Annotated in this window: 14 protein-coding genes and 1 riboswitch; of the genes, 1 reads left to right on the forward strand and 13 read right to left on the reverse strand. The window is 43.5% G+C overall.

Annotated features, from left to right (window positions below):
• Positions 1–12: 12 nt before the first annotated feature.
• The 9 genes from ACZ42W_RS18320 to ACZ42W_RS18360 form a co-directional block, all read right to left on the reverse strand.
• A complete protein-coding gene (locus ACZ42W_RS18320; protein ID WP_464166700.1) occupies positions 13–1,140 on the reverse strand; it encodes a cobalt-precorrin 5A hydrolase in 1,128 nt (375 codons plus the stop codon).
• Positions 1,137–1,925: a precorrin-4 C(11)-methyltransferase gene (gene cobM, locus ACZ42W_RS18325; protein WP_464166701.1), complete on the reverse strand. Its 789-nt coding sequence runs from the start codon at positions 1,923–1,925 to the stop codon at positions 1,137–1,139. Before cobM ends, ACZ42W_RS18320 begins: the two co-directional genes overlap by 4 nt.
• Positions 1,926–2,319: 394 nt before the next feature.
• A complete protein-coding gene (gene cobI, locus ACZ42W_RS18330; RefSeq protein ID WP_464166702.1) occupies positions 2,320–3,039 on the reverse strand; it encodes a precorrin-2 C(20)-methyltransferase in 720 nt (239 codons plus the stop codon).
• A gap of 15 nt (positions 3,040–3,054) precedes the next feature.
• Positions 3,055–4,278 carry a precorrin-6y C5,15-methyltransferase (decarboxylating) subunit CbiE gene (gene cbiE / locus ACZ42W_RS18335; protein ID WP_464166703.1) on the reverse strand — a complete coding sequence of 408 codons (1,224 nt, stop codon included), beginning with the start codon at positions 4,276–4,278 and terminating at the stop codon, positions 3,055–3,057.
• A gap of 170 nt (positions 4,279–4,448) precedes the next feature.
• Positions 4,449–4,626, reverse strand: a riboswitch (cobalamin riboswitch).
• A 100-nt stretch (positions 4,627–4,726) separates the two neighbouring features.
• Entirely contained in the window at positions 4,727–5,899 is a 1,173-nt protein-coding gene (gene cbiD, locus ACZ42W_RS18340; protein ID WP_464166704.1) for a cobalt-precorrin-5B (C(1))-methyltransferase CbiD, read from the reverse strand.
• Positions 5,900–6,092: 193 nt separating this feature from the next.
• Positions 6,093–6,485, reverse strand: a complete 393-nt coding sequence (locus ACZ42W_RS18345) for a hypothetical protein (protein ID WP_464166705.1) — start codon at positions 6,483–6,485, stop codon at positions 6,093–6,095.
• 65 nt (positions 6,486–6,550) lie between these two features.
• Positions 6,551–7,675 (reverse strand): MGDG synthase family glycosyltransferase, encoded by a 1,125-nt coding sequence (locus tag ACZ42W_RS18350; RefSeq protein WP_464166706.1) that lies wholly within the window; start codon positions 7,673–7,675, stop codon positions 6,551–6,553.
• Between the two features lie 53 nt (positions 7,676–7,728).
• The gene (ftsH, locus tag ACZ42W_RS18355; protein WP_464166707.1) at positions 7,729–9,552 is read right to left on the reverse strand and encodes an ATP-dependent zinc metalloprotease FtsH; all 1,824 of its coding nucleotides are present in this window, start codon (positions 9,550–9,552) and stop codon (positions 7,729–7,731) included.
• 7 nt (positions 9,553–9,559) lie between these two features.
• Entirely contained in the window at positions 9,560–10,024 is a 465-nt protein-coding gene (locus ACZ42W_RS18360; RefSeq protein WP_464166708.1) for a MarR family winged helix-turn-helix transcriptional regulator, read from the reverse strand.
• 104 nt (positions 10,025–10,128) lie between these two features.
• Here ACZ42W_RS18360 and cls point away from each other — a divergent pair, with 104 nt between their 5' ends.
• Complete coding sequence (gene cls / locus ACZ42W_RS18365) at positions 10,129–11,664, forward strand: cardiolipin synthase (RefSeq protein WP_464166709.1); 1,536 nt, start codon at positions 10,129–10,131, stop codon at positions 11,662–11,664.
• Between the two features lie 75 nt (positions 11,665–11,739).
• Here the strand turns inward: cls and ACZ42W_RS18370 are convergent, their stop codons facing one another.
• From ACZ42W_RS18370 to ACZ42W_RS18385, 4 genes are all read right to left on the reverse strand, one after another.
• Positions 11,740–12,252, reverse strand: a complete 513-nt coding sequence (locus ACZ42W_RS18370; RefSeq protein WP_464166710.1) for an iron reductase — start codon at positions 12,250–12,252, stop codon at positions 11,740–11,742.
• A gap of 29 nt (positions 12,253–12,281) precedes the next feature.
• Positions 12,282–13,115 carry a dimethyl sulfoxide reductase anchor subunit family protein gene (locus ACZ42W_RS18375; protein WP_464166711.1) on the reverse strand — a complete coding sequence of 278 codons (834 nt, stop codon included), beginning with the start codon at positions 13,113–13,115 and terminating at the stop codon, positions 12,282–12,284.
• Positions 13,116–13,369: 254 nt separating this feature from the next.
• Positions 13,370–14,212 (reverse strand): dimethyl sulfoxide reductase anchor subunit family protein, encoded by an 843-nt coding sequence (locus ACZ42W_RS18380; RefSeq protein ID WP_464166712.1) that lies wholly within the window; start codon positions 14,210–14,212, stop codon positions 13,370–13,372.
• A gap of 2 nt (positions 14,213–14,214) precedes the next feature.
• Positions 14,215–14,796, reverse strand: coding sequence for a 4Fe-4S dicluster domain-containing protein (locus tag ACZ42W_RS18385; protein ID WP_464166713.1), 582 nt, complete (start codon positions 14,794–14,796; stop codon positions 14,215–14,217).
• Positions 14,797–14,800 lie beyond the last annotated feature (4 nt).

Consider the following 14,800-nt stretch of genomic DNA (forward strand, 5'->3'; position numbering starts at 1 on the left):
CCGGTCCGATCCCTACGACATAGATTTTTCCTGACTGATCGCCACCGTGACTCCGTTCAATTTCTGCTTCGGAAGTACCAATTCTCCCTGCTTCGTTCCCAGTAGACTCGTTGCCTCGCATACTCCATCCACTCCAATCTTCTCTCTTACATACCCTGAACAGGAAAGCACTCTATCCTCGTTAACCGCTTGAACTTTCTCCGCCGAGAAGGTTTGAAAGGGCACCCCGAGAACTTGAGCCGCCTCCTGGATCCCTACTTCTTTTGCTTTGAGGTCAATACTATAAATTCCTTGGACACTTTCCCTAGATATCCCGATCTGATTCAGACCTACCTGAATGGCCTCCAAGATCTGTTCCGTAGAGGCTCCTCTTCGGCAACCCACTCCGATACTGAAAACCCTTGGAATCATCTGAAGGGGGGTCTCATCAAAACGCTCAAAGCAATTCTCATCCGCAAAATCGCGAGTTCTACTCACCTTTTGAACACTAATCCATAAGTGAGCTTTTCCCTTATCTGATTCATCTAAAAAACGATAGTGGGAATCCTGTCGTAGCGGATGGTGTTCAGGTAGTTCATAATCTGACCATACATTAAGATATCCCTTATCCAATAAAAAGCGGTTAACCTTACGAAGCTTTGCCACCGGTTCAACTGCCCATCCGAACTGCCGAGCATACTCATCCGGCGCCGTAAGCCCACGAACATCCGTCGCTGTGGTTAGGACGGGTTGAGCTCCAATTCGATTAGCAACCTTCCTAGCCCAAGCATTCGCTCCTCCCAAATGTCCTGATAGAAGAGGAATCACAAATTCTCCCTTTTCATCGAGGACAAGTATGGCCGGATCTCGATCCTTACTCTGAAGAAGCGGGGCAATATGCCGGACTACAATTCCTGTGGCCATGATAAACATTAGAACAGCGCATTCCTTCCAAAGTTCAGGCACCACTTCCTTGAGTTCACGAAAGAAGTGGAGAGAAAGTCCTGATTCATTATGCTCATGCGCTAACTCTCTTGAGGAATCACCTTGACAATTCCTATGTACCCATAGTTCTGGAAGGTCTCCTTCAGGCCACTCAACTATGATTCTCTGCGCGGTTCTCAGCCCCTGATCGGTTAAGACCAAGACTGCAGCTTTCATGCGTCTTGACCTTGTCTGTATTCATGGGTAAATTTCGGATCATATAGCTTTGAACGGGTCCCTGGATTTTCTCTAAGGAAATCTCCCACGAGGATTTGGGCATGCTTCCTGATCCCAGCCCGTTTCACTAACTCTTCAATCGTTTCTAACGTCCCATAAAGGATTTGCTCATCAGGCCAACTTGCTCGGTAAACGACGGCCACTGGTGTATCTGAAGAATACCCCTGACACAGCGTTGCAACAACTTCCCCAATCTCTTGAACACTCAAGAAAATGGCCATACTCGCTTGATGCTGAGCTAAAAGCGCTAGATTCTCCTTTTCCGGCACGGGTGTACGACCTGCCAAACGGGTCAGAATTAAAGTTTGACTCACATCTGGTAGAGTGAATTCTTTTTTTAGAGCAGCCGCGGCTGCAAAAACGGAGCTTACACCCGGAATGACTGAATAACTGATTCCCTGCTCATCGAGAAGTTGCATCTGTTCTTGGATGGCTCCATAGACACTCGGATCTCCAGTATGAAGGCGCACCACTTTTTCCTGCTGTTTAACACCCTCAACCATTATCTCTAACGTTTCCTCCAAGGTAAGTCCTGCACTGTCAAACAATGCAATCCCTGCTCGACAATGTGTAAGAATTTCCGGGTTGACTAAGGACCCCGCATATATGACTCGATCAGCTTCCTCAAGAGCTTTTTTCCCCTTCAGGGTGATTAGATCCGGATCACCCGGCCCCGCTCCCACGAAGAGAACTTGACCATGGTCATTTACTACATTTATTTCCAAGTCATTTCACTCCAATCTATATATGAAGGCTCTGGATACTAGAAAGAATACCGAAGGATTTTGTTTTACTAGAGTATAGCGGCTTCTAAGCGAGCAGGTAATCAAACTTCGCGAAAAGTACGCAGCGGAGACGGGTTGGAAACACGGACGTTTCCAACCGGCTATGAGGCAACAAGTGCGAAAGCAGTGCTTTCGGGAGCCGATTTAGCCACGAAAGCCTCCGGTTGAGGGTTTCGCCCGAAGCCGCACGCTCAAGAGATAGCTTAACGGCTGAAGGTGAACCCGTCGGAGTGAAGAACTTAAGCGATTAGTTTGATCCGCGCAGCTTACAGAGTGTACGGTGTAAAGCAAAATCCTGGAGATATCCCAAATAATTCTAGTTTCTTATTTAGATCTACTTCTGCTTCAAAAGAACTATGCTTAAGTAATCGACCTTTTCCAACTCTTCCTGAGCGTCCAACACCCGAATATTCTCTCCAGCCTGACCCACACGTGTTGCTAAAACTGCTTGTGCACCTGTCGTCTGGATACGCTTCAATACTTCCGGAAGATTTCGAGATACTTTCATAAGGACGAGATTGGGGTATTTCTCATACTCCTCTAACCCTTCGATTCCCGGTAGGATGACCAAGGGTTCATCCCCTGTCGCCAACGGCCAATTGACACGTGCTGCCGCTGCTGCCATAGCTGTGATTCCCGGAATCGTCTCAATCTGCTCAGGAGATAAAACATGTTCAAGGATAGTAAGAAGATAGCTGTACGTACTATATAAGGATGGATCTCCTAAGGTGAGAAATGCAACTGAATTACCCTTTTGCATCTCATCCTGTATTTTATCTGCTGCACTCTGCCAGGCAGCACGGAGAATGCTCTCGTCTGAAGTCATCGGCATTTCCATTTCCATAATCCTGACCCCACTTGGACAATGGGTCTTTGCTATCTCCCAGGCGATACTTTCACGCTCCATTTTAGATTTAGGTATAGCGATGACCTCGATTTCTTGGAGAACTTCGACCGCTCTCAAGGTGATAAGCTTTGGATCCCCCGGTCCCACTCCGACTCCGTAGAATTTAGCTGCACTTACTTTTTGCTCTTCCCTATTATCAGAGTTCAATGATTTACCTCCTTCTTATAACCCCTTCTGTGCTGACAAGATAAAGACTGGATTAAGTGCCTGGGCCAGATGAAAATCTTTGATTCCTTTCCAACGCACCGCTTGTATAGAAATTACATCAATTTCCTGATAATCAAGTGTTCTTAATGCCTCTATGCCTTTGGCTACGGTCTCCAAGGTAACTGCAGTGATGACCACTCGTCCCCCAGGTAGTAGAGGCGCTTGCCTCAGAATCTCCTCGACTTGACCATGACTTCCCCCAATGAGACAAACATCCATAGGAGGGATACCCGATAAGGCTTCGGGGGCAGTTCCACGAATTAGTCGAAGATTAGACACTTGAAATTTTTCCTGATTCTTAAGTATAAGTTCTTGAGCCTCAGGATCCTCTTCAACCGCGAACACACATCCTCGCTGAGCTAACAGTGCTGCTTCAATACTAAGGCTCCCCGTTCCTGCTCCGACATCAAGAACCCGATCCTTCCCTGAGATCTTAGCCTTTGAAAGAACTTGAACTCGAATTTCACTTTTCGTCATGGGGACTTTTCCCCTGATAAATTCTTCATCCGAGATACCAAAGCCACTTTGAAGCTGGACCTCTTGTCGAGTCCTTCCATACTGGGAGTTTTCCGGATAGATTATCATCACAGCGTTGGGATAATTTGTTACTGAGTCGATCAGTTCATTAGTATCCGTATCGACCCATTCTTCATCTGGATAGCTTAAAGAGTTCCCGATGGAAATCTGAGGATTGAAACCATAAGATTTATAATATGCAGCAATTCTTTGAGGAGTATTATCCCCACCTGTAAGAATTCCTAAAGGTTTACATACATTAAGGGGCAAACTTTCAATACTCCGACCATGGACACTCATGAGCTCTGCCTCTTGCCAAGGGACTCCTGCCCGAGCGAAAGCAAATTGTAAGGAACTAATTCCAGGAAAAACTTTGATTATCTCTTCAGGAAATTTCTTTCGGATCAAGGGAAGTAAACTATAGAACCCCGGATCCCCCGAAACGAGGACTCCGACTTGTTTTTTCAGATTCAACGCCTGCTGAATGGTTTGAATCGCCAACTGTAAATCCCGATCGACCCGAAATCGTTCTCCCGAGAACGTCGGAAATAGTTCAAGGGCACGAGCTCCACCCAGCAAAACATTACATTGAGCTACCTCTTCTTCGATTGCGGAAGGCAGCCATTCTGAGTTCCCAGGACCAATCCCCAAAATTTGTATCATCTTATTCACCTACCTTCTCTGACCTAGACGACGTCATAGCTGACATTCCCCAGAATATACTTTAAAGAACTATTTTGGATTAAGATGGAAGATAAAAAAAGAGCCTGAGCGGCTCTTTTATGTCTTTATTCGGATATTCCGAAAAAACACATCACACCTATCGCTCGTAGGTTAAGTGAATAATCAAGGCAGGTCTCCTGGCTTCCAATCATCATTCCTCTCCCCTTCCCGGTTTTATCCAGTGGGTTACTGAAAGGAACTCTTGGTTCACAGTGGCGGGACCGCACCGGATTTTCACCGGCTTCCCTTTTCATCCTCAAACGAGGAACCTTGAACATCTTCTATTCAGCTTTCAAGTTGGCAACTCTCTGTGGAATTTAGTTCAGAAATCCGACTTTGCTTCTGAGGTAAGCATATACTTTATCTTAAGTATTTATTCTCTAATTTTCTAGAAAATCCTTCTCAAGGTTAATTTTAAATTGTGGAAATCTTTTAAACCTTCTGGCCAATCCCAAAACTCTTTAATGGTTCTCTCAGCTTGTTCATCCCATGCGACCATCTCACCATTAAGCAGAGTAAACACCGTCCCAATTTGTATTTGCCCGTGTACATGATCCATGGCTCTCAAGCTGGCGCGATGGGCCAATTCAAAAAGCAAAGCTTCCCATCCCTCCGCTAATAATTCCTTTGCCGCACCTTCCGTTGTCGGAAGCTCGGCAAGCTCTTTTAACCTCTCAACGGATACTCCAGCTAAAGCAGCATGGGCCAGAAGAATTTCCATTCGAGCATCGGCCACATGAGTATGAGTATGGAATATTCCACCAGCAACCTTAATCAACTTCCCAATATGACCAAACAATATAACTTTCTCTATCTTACGAAAGGCTGCTTCTTCTAATAAAAAGCCCACAAAATTGCTCATCTGAACAATTGCTTCGGCAGGGACTAGCAATTTCTCTGTCGCAGCCCTAAATCCATAGTGTCCCGGGGTTAATATGATCGCTCGATGACCATAAGCAACTGCTTGATCAAGTTCTGGCAATATCGAGGTCTTGAAGGCCTCTTCGGACATAGGGCGGACGATTCCTGTGGTTCCTAAAATAGAGATCCCTCCGACGATTCCTAAGCGAGGGTTGAGTGTCTTCTGAGCAATTTCTTCTCCTCTCGGAACTTCAATTACAACCTCGACCGCTTCCTTCGAAAAAACCTCCCGAACTGCGTCCCGAATCATCTGACGCGGAACAGGATTGATTGCACTTTCTCCAACCGGAACCTGAAGTCCCTTCTTGGTTACAACCCCAACCCCCTGTCCACCACGGATAACGACATTTCCACAATTCGATAACACTTTGACAGACGCCTGAATCTCTAAACCATGCGTGATATCCGGATCATCTCCAGCATCTTTAATAATTCCAACGCGTGAAACATCCCCATCTATCTTCTCACAACTTTTTATTATGAGAGTAAGCCGTTGTCCACCTGGCAGAGGAATATCTACTTCGGAGCCCTGCCAATTATCTTTAATCAGGAGACATGCTGCCTTAGCTGCACCTGCTGCGCAACTTCCTGTCGTGAACCCTGACTTCCAAGAATGCCGGTCTTTTCGCGATTCCCCCATGTCGTCTACCATCCTCTAATCTGTATTTCTCAATCTCTAGTTTGCTCAAGATATTTCGGCAAGAATCCACAATACCCTTCTTAGTGATAATTTTTACCCTTCAAGGGAGAACAATGGAAAGAGAACACTTAATTTACCATGTCGGATCCATTCCACTCATTCTATACGTGGCAAGCGAAACGTCCCCCTGGCTTTAGGTCTTTTTGATAAACTCCACTTTGCACTTTGGGCAAGTGATACGTATTTTCCCTTTACCTTTTGGAACGCGTACCGTTTGTTTGCAATGAGGACATTTGAAGTAGCCGTGGATTTTCCTGTCCTTTATCCGATGAATTTTGCGGTTAAACCAGTTCTGAATCGGATACCACCAAACTAAAAACTTGCGGTTTTCTTCTTGGCGCTTTGCCATATTGCGAGAAAAGATTCTAAAGTAACACAACACGAGCGGAGCTATAGCGACAATTTGAAGAAACTGAATTCTTGAGAGTTGCGCTATGAGAGATAACGGTAAATAGGCTATGAGCAACGTAATCGATAATTGGTCTATACCATATCTACCTGCCATAAGTTTTCTAAGCCAATTCATTTGAACCACCTTCTCACTTTTTTTCTCTTTTCTCGAACCAATTGTTCAAAATACTTATAAGGAAGTCAGCAATGGGAGATTTCTCGGATCAAAAAATCACAGAGGTTCTTCGTAGAGTTAGGCTTTGCTAATCTCTTGATACTCATCTGGATATTTTGTTGCCGCTGAGGATCTTCCAGTAGAAGATGCAAGGCTTCATCAATCGAGAAGGTCCTTGTAGCGAAGAGAGCAGCGCCATTATTCAATAAAAACTCTACATTACGATCCTCCACGCCAGGCAGTTGGTCAATCATAATCATGGGTAACCCTTTGGCAAGAGTTTCAGAGGTCGTAATCCCGCCCGGCTTCGATAGAATACAGTCTGAAGCGTCCATCAAAATATCTACATTATCCACGTAGCCAAGTACAATCATTTTCTTCTGGGTATCGCTTCCTTGCAACTTTTTATATAAGCTTTTATTATTTCCACACACGACAATCATCTGCAAATCTAAATCGCTTTGGTCGATATCTTCAATATATTTTTCGATATTTCCAAAGCCCATGCCACCGCCCATGATTAAGACATTCTTTTTGCTCGCATCGATTTCGAGTAAGGCACAGGCTTCCTCTTTACTCCTTTTATCCGAAAACTTTTCCGCAATAGGGATACCGAAGGGCAATACACGCTCCTGTTGAATGTTTCGTTTCTTGAGTTGATAACCTAACAACTCACTGCCGACAACGATATATTCAAAATTTTCCACATCTTCCCAATAGGTCTGAACCGTAAAGTCTGTGATGATTCCGATAGCAATCGCGCTAACTTTTCCATTCCCCTTCAAAACATCGACGACTTGTGCCGCATAGACCTGCGTGCAGATGATCATATCAGGATTATATTCCGTTATAAACTTATTCAGCCTTGACGCTAGCATTTGATTAGTGAGATGACTTATAGAATATTCCGAGGTCACATCACGTTTTTCATTGAGGTCATAAATATCTGAGGCAAGGTCCTTCACCAAGGTTAGTGACTTCATGGAAAGATTGAATCCCTTAGAGATAAACTCCTTGAGTTTGGGTTGAATATATTCATAAATATCCAATATGACATTCTCAACCTGTTGTTCTGTCAAATAGCTTGAGATCGCTTGAGCGACAGAATTATGTCCGTTGCCCAGCGGTGTCGTAATAATAATCGCTTTCATGACACTCCCCCGTAGCCTAAAGGCTGCCCCTAGACAGCGGCAGCCTTCGAATTTTAGTGAGCAAGAATCCCTTTGAATTCTTCTCCTGTAATCGTTTCTCTTTCAATCAAATAACGTGCCAGCTCATGCAGGATTTCGATATTATCTTTCAGAATACTAATGGCCTTTTCATGGGCATTCTTAATAATAGAAAGAACTTCATCATCAATTTTCGCCGCTGTTTCAGAGGAACAGGACAGGGAGGTGTCTCCACCGAGGTAGGGATTGTTCACAGTCTCCAAGGCCATCATGTCAAAGTTTTTGCTCATACCAAGTCGAGTTACCATGGCTCGCGCAATCTTGGTAGCCTGCTCGATGTCATTGGATGCGCCCGAGGTAAAGGTACCGAAAATGAGTTCCTCGGCAGCACGACCTCCCGTAAACGTGGCAATCTTGTTGAAGGCCTCTTCCTTACTCATTAGCACATGCTCACCCTCCTCCACCTGCATGGTGTAGCCAAGTGCACCAGAGGTTCTTGGAATGATTGTAATCTTATGCACAGGCGCAGAATCAGTCTGCTTCGCTGCAACCAAGGCATGCCCGATTTCGTGATAGGCAATGATCTCTTTTTCCTTGGGTGAAATCACCGCTCCCTTACGCTGGTAACCTGCAATAACGACTTCAACAGATTCTTCTAAGTCACTCTGATTCACACGCTTTCTACCATATCTTACTGCGCGGAGTGCCCCCTCATTAATAATATTTGCCAATTCCGCACCCGAAGCACCGGAGGTTGCTCGTGCAATAGCATTAAAATCAATATTGACTTCCATCTTGACCTTCTTAGCGTGAACCTTTAAAATGGCTTCACGACCAGCGAGGTCAGGTAACTCAACAGGAATTCGGCGGTCAAACCTACCCGGACGAAGCAGGGCTTTATCCAAGGATTCAGGACGGTTGGTCGCAGCGAGAATAACGACGCCTTTTTTTCCATCAAAACCATCCATTTCGGTTAGCAACTGGTTGAGGGTCTGTTCACGTTCATCGTTACCACCCATACCACCGCCACCACGTTTTTTACCGATGGTGTCAATCTCATCGATGAATACAATACAAGGTGCTTTTTCATTGGCTTGTTTAAACAAGTCCCGCACCTTTGCAGCACCCATTCCCACAAACATCTGTACAAATTCAGAGCCCGAAATGGAGAAGAAGGGAACCTTCGCTTCTCCTGCTACGGCTCTTGCCAGTAACGTTTTTCCTGTTCCTGGAGGGCCTACAAGCAGAGCCCCCTTGGGCAGACTTGCCCCAATCTCCGAATATCTGCTTGGCTCATGTAGAAAGTCAACAATCTCAGTGAGTGCCTCTTTCGCCTCATCCTGCCCAGCGACATCGGCAAAGGTCTTACCCGTCTGTGCCTGAACATAGATTTTGGCATTGCTTTTACCGAAAGTCATGGCGTTCATGCCGCCACCCATCCGTTTCTGCATCTGCCTCGAAAGTAGTTGCCCGACTCCGATAAAGAAAATCAAGGGAAGAACCCAGGTCAATAGAAAATTAATCAAAGGGGAATTCTCTCTTGGAATGACCTTAGAATATTTATTGACACCTGCGCTTTGAAGACGGTTGATTAAATCCGGATCTTCCATAGCTCCCGTAACGTATACACTTTCCTTACCTGCTTCATCTTTGGTCGTAAAACCAATCTGATTCTCTTGGATCTCCACCTCAGCGACTGAGCCATTTTTGAGTTGCGTCAAAAAGGTCCCGTAATCAACCTGTGTGACTTTTTCCTTAAGAAGGCTTGGAAAAACCAAGGCATTAAGCAAGGTCATGATGAGTATCGCTATCAAAGAATAATAAATCAAAGGCTTCTGTGGCCTTTTTTGTTCGTCCATTTAAATTTCACTCCGTTATCTTATCTGATTTAAATTCGCTCATTTCTCGAATAAAAGAACTCACGATCTCCATACTCGTGATAAAATTTCTGAACTCGTCCTCGCCCTTACTTTCCAAAAAAGCACCATATTTTTTCTCTAGGGCATCTTCTATCTTCTTAATCGTCTCCGCACCAAATTCGGTAATCGCCAGTTTAACGTACCGTTCGTCTTCAGGGGTCCGGATGCGTTTTATAAAACCTGCTACCTCTAGTTTTTTGCACATCGAAGAAGCATTCCCACTAGAAAGACCCACAATCCCTCCCAAACTTCCAACCGTTTGGGAGCATTCCTTCTTAATTTCTACTAAAATTCGGGTCTGCATTAATGTTAAACCGTGCTCCTCAACGATGGGTCGAAATGCATTGGCCATGCCTTCTGTTATCGTTCTTAGAAAGTCCCAGATTTCATTTTCGCATACCATGCTTTTCATTTTCAGCCTCCACTTTATATACAGGATAGCGTCTTTACACTATATATAGTATAGAGTATACTTTTTTTAGTCAATAGTTAAGGATGGGTTACGGGTGTTAAGATATGAAAAAATTACTTAGGCTCCTTTTTAGCAGGGTCTTTATCGTAGGACCACCTATCCTTCTCCAAGCCTTTGCCTTGGTTATGGTCATTTGGAGATTTAGTAACTACTTTGTTTATTTTTATGCGATCTGCACCTTGCTTAGTGTAGTAGCACTGCTAAGGATATTAAGTGGCAAAACCAACCCCGCGTATAAAATCGCCTGGATTGTTCCCATCTTGCTTTTCCCCATCTTTGGAGGGCTTTTCTATCTCCTATTTGGTGGTAACAGATTAAGCAAGCGAATGAAAAGAAAAATGCATGCGATTCAAGAGAAAATGATCGAGCTACTTGGGCAAAATGAAGGGGTTGTACAGGAAATTGAAGAACTGGACCGAAGTGCGGCCAATCTCTCACGCTATATTAAAAATTACTCCTTCTGTCCCGTCTACCAAAATACTGCTACGGAGTTCCTAACACCGGGCGAGCGAATGTTTGAGCGTCTCCTTGAAGAGCTAAAAAAGGCAGAGAAATTTATCTTTCTGGAATATTTTATTATTGATAAGGGAGTCATGTGGGATTCTATACTGGAGATCCTCGTCGAAAAGGTCAAGCAGGGTGTGGATGTTCGAGTGATTTATGATGATGTGGGATGCCTTCTCACACTGCCCTATGGCTATGATAAACAACTTGAAAAAACGGGAATTAAATGTTGTGTATTCAATCCCCTTATCCCTCTTCTTACGATTCGTATGAACAACCGCGACCACCGTAAGATTGCGATCATTGATGGCAAAACTGCCTTCACAGGTGGAATCAATCTCGCCGATGAGTATATTAACGCTTATGAAAGGCTAGGGCACTGGAAAGACTCAACGATCATCCTTCAGGGGGAAGCCGTTTGGAGCTTCACTGTGATGTTTCTGTCCCTGTGGAATTACCAGAGGAAAATCGATGATAACTACGAGCAATTTAGACTTCCTAATGTGCAGGCGGAAGCTTTCCCTTCTGAGGGTTATGTTCAGCCCTTTGGCGATAGTCCTTTGGATGAAGAATCAATAGGAGAAACCATCTATCTGAACCTCATCGGCAAAGCGGAGCGATATATTTATATAACTACACCTTATCTTATTCTTGACAATGAGATGATTACTGCGCTTTGCTCCGCCGCAAAGCGTAGTGTTGATGTCCGAATCGTGACTCCGCATCTGGGGGACAGATGGTTCGTCCACTCCGTGACTCGTTCAAATTATAATGTCCTTGTGGAAAGTGGCGTGAAAATCTATGAATACACTCCCGGCTTCATCCACTCAAAAACTTTTGTAGTGGATGATGAACGGGCAGTTGTCGGAACAATAAATATGGATTATCGAAGTCTGTACCTGCATTTCGAGTGTGGGGTCTGGCTTTACCGGACTCATAGTGTACCTGAGGTGAGAGAAGATTTTCTCTCGACCTTGGAACAATGCCAAGCTGTTACCGTGGAGGATTGTAGGGCTGTTAAATGGTACAAACGCTTGGGGCGTTCTATTCTACGTGTTTTTGCACCAATGATGTAATAAAAAAGATACCCGTTTGCAGTTATTAACTACAAGCGGGTATTTTAAAAGCCACAAGAAGTACGTATTTATTCACTATTGAAAATTGATGTGCACAATGATGAGAATTGCCAAGAGAATGGTCATGAAGATATGATTAAAATAGACAGATTTTAGTTCTCGAATATTTCCCGCTATTATGTTGTTATCCAGACCTGATGTAATTACCAAGCCTATCGGCACTGAAGCTAGTATGCCAGTGATTATATAATTAGCAGATATTTCATTAGCAGGCCAAAAGGACAGGGAAAGGAAATATAAACTGTGATAAACAATCAGAACAAATATCACCCAGCCAAAAGAGGTATGAAGAAATCCAAATACTTTTTGTCCTTTCTTACGCAATAACGGATCTTCCACCAGTTCATTGAATACGACTCTTATCACAGACAAGATGAGTAAAGCTGCTATAAAGAAGCAGGCTAGTCCTCCTGCTTGTCTAACAAAGTTTCTCGTAACAGCCGTTGCGACGAGGAACACTACCGATAATACAAAGGCAAACACTATCTTCTGATATGTTTTTTTAAAGCAGCGTGAAAATGATATCACCCGATCACCTCTTAATCGAATATTGGGATTTAACCGATTGCTATGGGTACCGCGCTAGCGTAGAAGAAATACCGGCCTATGATTTCTCCGACAAAGATGATAATGAAGGTCGAGTAAATAACAGTGAGCGGCAGTGTTACAGATTGCTTCTTACTGCATTTGTATAAAAAAGCTACTGTTATCAAACCACCTACTAACATAAGAAGTCCATGAAAAATAAGAGGGGAACTGTATGTATTTCCACCTGCGTTATTAGCAACAAAGAAAAGTTGGATGATTACTACGGCTAATGCGAAAAGGGAAACCTTCCATAACAGCTTTACCACATCTTGATTGATGTTTGTACCTTTAGCTGCAAAACCTACAAAAGTAACATTAGCAAACAAGCCGAGTATTATAGTCGTTGCAAAGAAACCAATGTAAGTACTACCATTGGTCCAAGCCGGAATAGGCGTAGAATGGTAAATACTTGCCATACTGAACACTGCTAATAGACCCAAAATAGTGGTAATCCAACCTAGGATGTTTCCGGTGTTAGCTTTACGATAATTCACATAAGCCGCAATCCAAAGGAATAAAAACAACCCACTAAAGACAATTTCTCGGCTTAACCATGAGGTGCCAAGATTAGCTATCGAACCAAAGGCCATCATAGGAGAGCCAAGATGGAACAGTGAGATTAGTAAAGCAACACACATAATAGGTCCTACCATTAATATGGCCGGTCGTGTAAGCTGTGAAGCAATAGCTTGATTTAATATTCCAGCTATAAGTATTCGTAAGGTAACGGCTACTAACCAAATCCCTACTGCTAATTGTGTTAAGATGGTAAAAATGATTAATGCCCATTCTCCATCAAGCATTCCATATCCTCCCTAATTTCCTGTGATTATTAATGGATAAGAGACCTCTTCTTTTGCGTAGTTTATCATAAATTTATTATTTTTCCATAGTAAAGTTATTAACATAATATTAAAGTTAGATTATTTTATCAGTCCCATAATTTTTGATTGAAATATGTTCATAGGTTAGAGATGAAAAAGATCCTGCTTTCTAGCAATGATAGAGAAAGCAGGATTTATCATAGTCTAAGGAGGACAAAATTAAACGTCAATTTTTAGGTTAATCCCACACTCGTGGCTATCATAGCGGCATAGAAGATATATCTTCCTATCAACTGACCGCAAACCAAGGCTGCACCAGCTACGTAAATAATACCTGATACAGATTTATCCCCTTTTATTCCAGCTTTCTGGATCGTTGGCCATATAAGGAGTCCAGCTCCACCTAGAATAAGTAGCCACTTTAACCCGATGACAGTACTCATTCTACTTAGTATTTCAGAGCTGGCCTGGGCCGCCATCCCATTCAGACTCAAACCAATAGCATAAGGCATAGCTACAGATGCTTGAAGGATTACAGCAGCCAAAATAATAAACCCAAAAATTCTTTTATCATCATTCTGCAGTTCCTTGAGACTGATAGCTAAGAAGATCAAGGCTCCTACGGCTATTGTGGTAGCATAAAAATCCACGAAAGTGTTCATCCCATGCCAGACGGGAACCGAGGTCATGGTATAGAGTTTTCCCATGGAGAAGACTGTGATGATTCCTACCACGCTTCCCGCCCATCTTAAAATAGTGTTAAGACTCAAATTATCCTGCTTATAGTATTGGGCTAGAGCATGCAATACGGCAATTCCCATGAAAACTCCAGCAAACAATACTTCTCTGCTTAACCAAGAGCTTCCAAAATTCGCAAGAGAATTCAAGGCAGATAGGGGCTGTCCTAGATGCGCTAAAGAAGCAACAACACCAATGACACTTAAGACAGCTGACGCTATCGCCGCCCTACTAAATTGCTTGTCTTTGTAGAGCTGCTTTCCAAGGGTGATGAACAGCATAACCCCAATGGCAGTCTGCATGCAAAATGAAAATATCAATAAAGCAGTTTCGCCCATGATTAAACCTCCTTGTACCGAAAATCTTTTTGAAGAGCCACAGGTTTGGCTTTGATAGCTAATGTAGGGTTGGTAACTGAGGATTTGGGGAGTATCGGAAGATCACGGGTAATGTCGTTACCGTGTTTAGCTTTTAATTCATCGATATCGCCCCATTCTAGAGCGCGCATGGGACAGGCCTCAACGCAAACAGGGTTTCCCCCTTTATCTCGCAAATCCTTACACCCATCACATTTTCTTACTTTACCCAATTCTATAATGAATTGAGGAACACCATAGGGGCAAGCCCATGTGCAATAACGACAGCCTATACACTTGGTTAAATCAGGTTGAACTGTGCCATCAACCTCATCGACATGCATCGCCCCTGTAGGACATCCTTCCACACATTTAGGGTGTTCACAATGATTACAGCTGCTGGAATAGTGGTACACACCTGGTGTAGGATATACACCGGTTTCATATGTTCTTGCTTGTCTAAATATAGTCCCTACTTTCAAATCGTTTTTGTCTTTACAAGCAATCTGACAAGTACGGCAACCTATACATGAAGTCATATCAAAATAAAATCCTTTACGTCCCACTTTT

It is taken from the genome of Desulfitobacterium elongatum (assembly GCF_055378975.1).

Excerpts from the sequence above, each read along its gene's own strand:
- ACZ42W_RS18320 (WP_464166700.1), bottom strand. The coding sequence starts at position 1,140 with ATGAAAGCTGCAGTCTTGGTCTTAACCGATCAGGGGCTGAGAACCGCG.
- cbiE (WP_464166703.1), bottom strand. The coding sequence starts at position 4,278 with ATGATACAAATTTTGGGGATTGGTCCTGGGAACTCAGAATGGCTGCCT.
- cbiD (WP_464166704.1), bottom strand. The coding sequence starts at position 5,899 with ATGGGGGAATCGCGAAAAGACCGGCATTCTTGGAAGTCAGGGTTCACG.
- ACZ42W_RS18345 (WP_464166705.1), bottom strand. The coding sequence starts at position 6,485 with ATGAATTGGCTTAGAAAACTTATGGCAGGTAGATATGGTATAGACCAA.
- ACZ42W_RS18350 (WP_464166706.1), bottom strand. The coding sequence starts at position 7,675 with ATGAAAGCGATTATTATTACGACACCGCTGGGCAACGGACATAATTCT.
- ftsH (WP_464166707.1), bottom strand. The coding sequence starts at position 9,552 with ATGGACGAACAAAAAAGGCCACAGAAGCCTTTGATTTATTATTCTTTG.
- ACZ42W_RS18360 (WP_464166708.1), bottom strand. The coding sequence starts at position 10,024 with ATGAAAAGCATGGTATGCGAAAATGAAATCTGGGACTTTCTAAGAACG.
- cls (WP_464166709.1), top strand. The coding sequence starts at position 10,129 with ATGAAAAAATTACTTAGGCTCCTTTTTAGCAGGGTCTTTATCGTAGGA.
- ACZ42W_RS18375 (WP_464166711.1), bottom strand. The coding sequence starts at position 13,115 with ATGCTTGATGGAGAATGGGCATTAATCATTTTTACCATCTTAACACAA.
- ACZ42W_RS18380 (WP_464166712.1), bottom strand. The coding sequence starts at position 14,212 with ATGGGCGAAACTGCTTTATTGATATTTTCATTTTGCATGCAGACTGCC.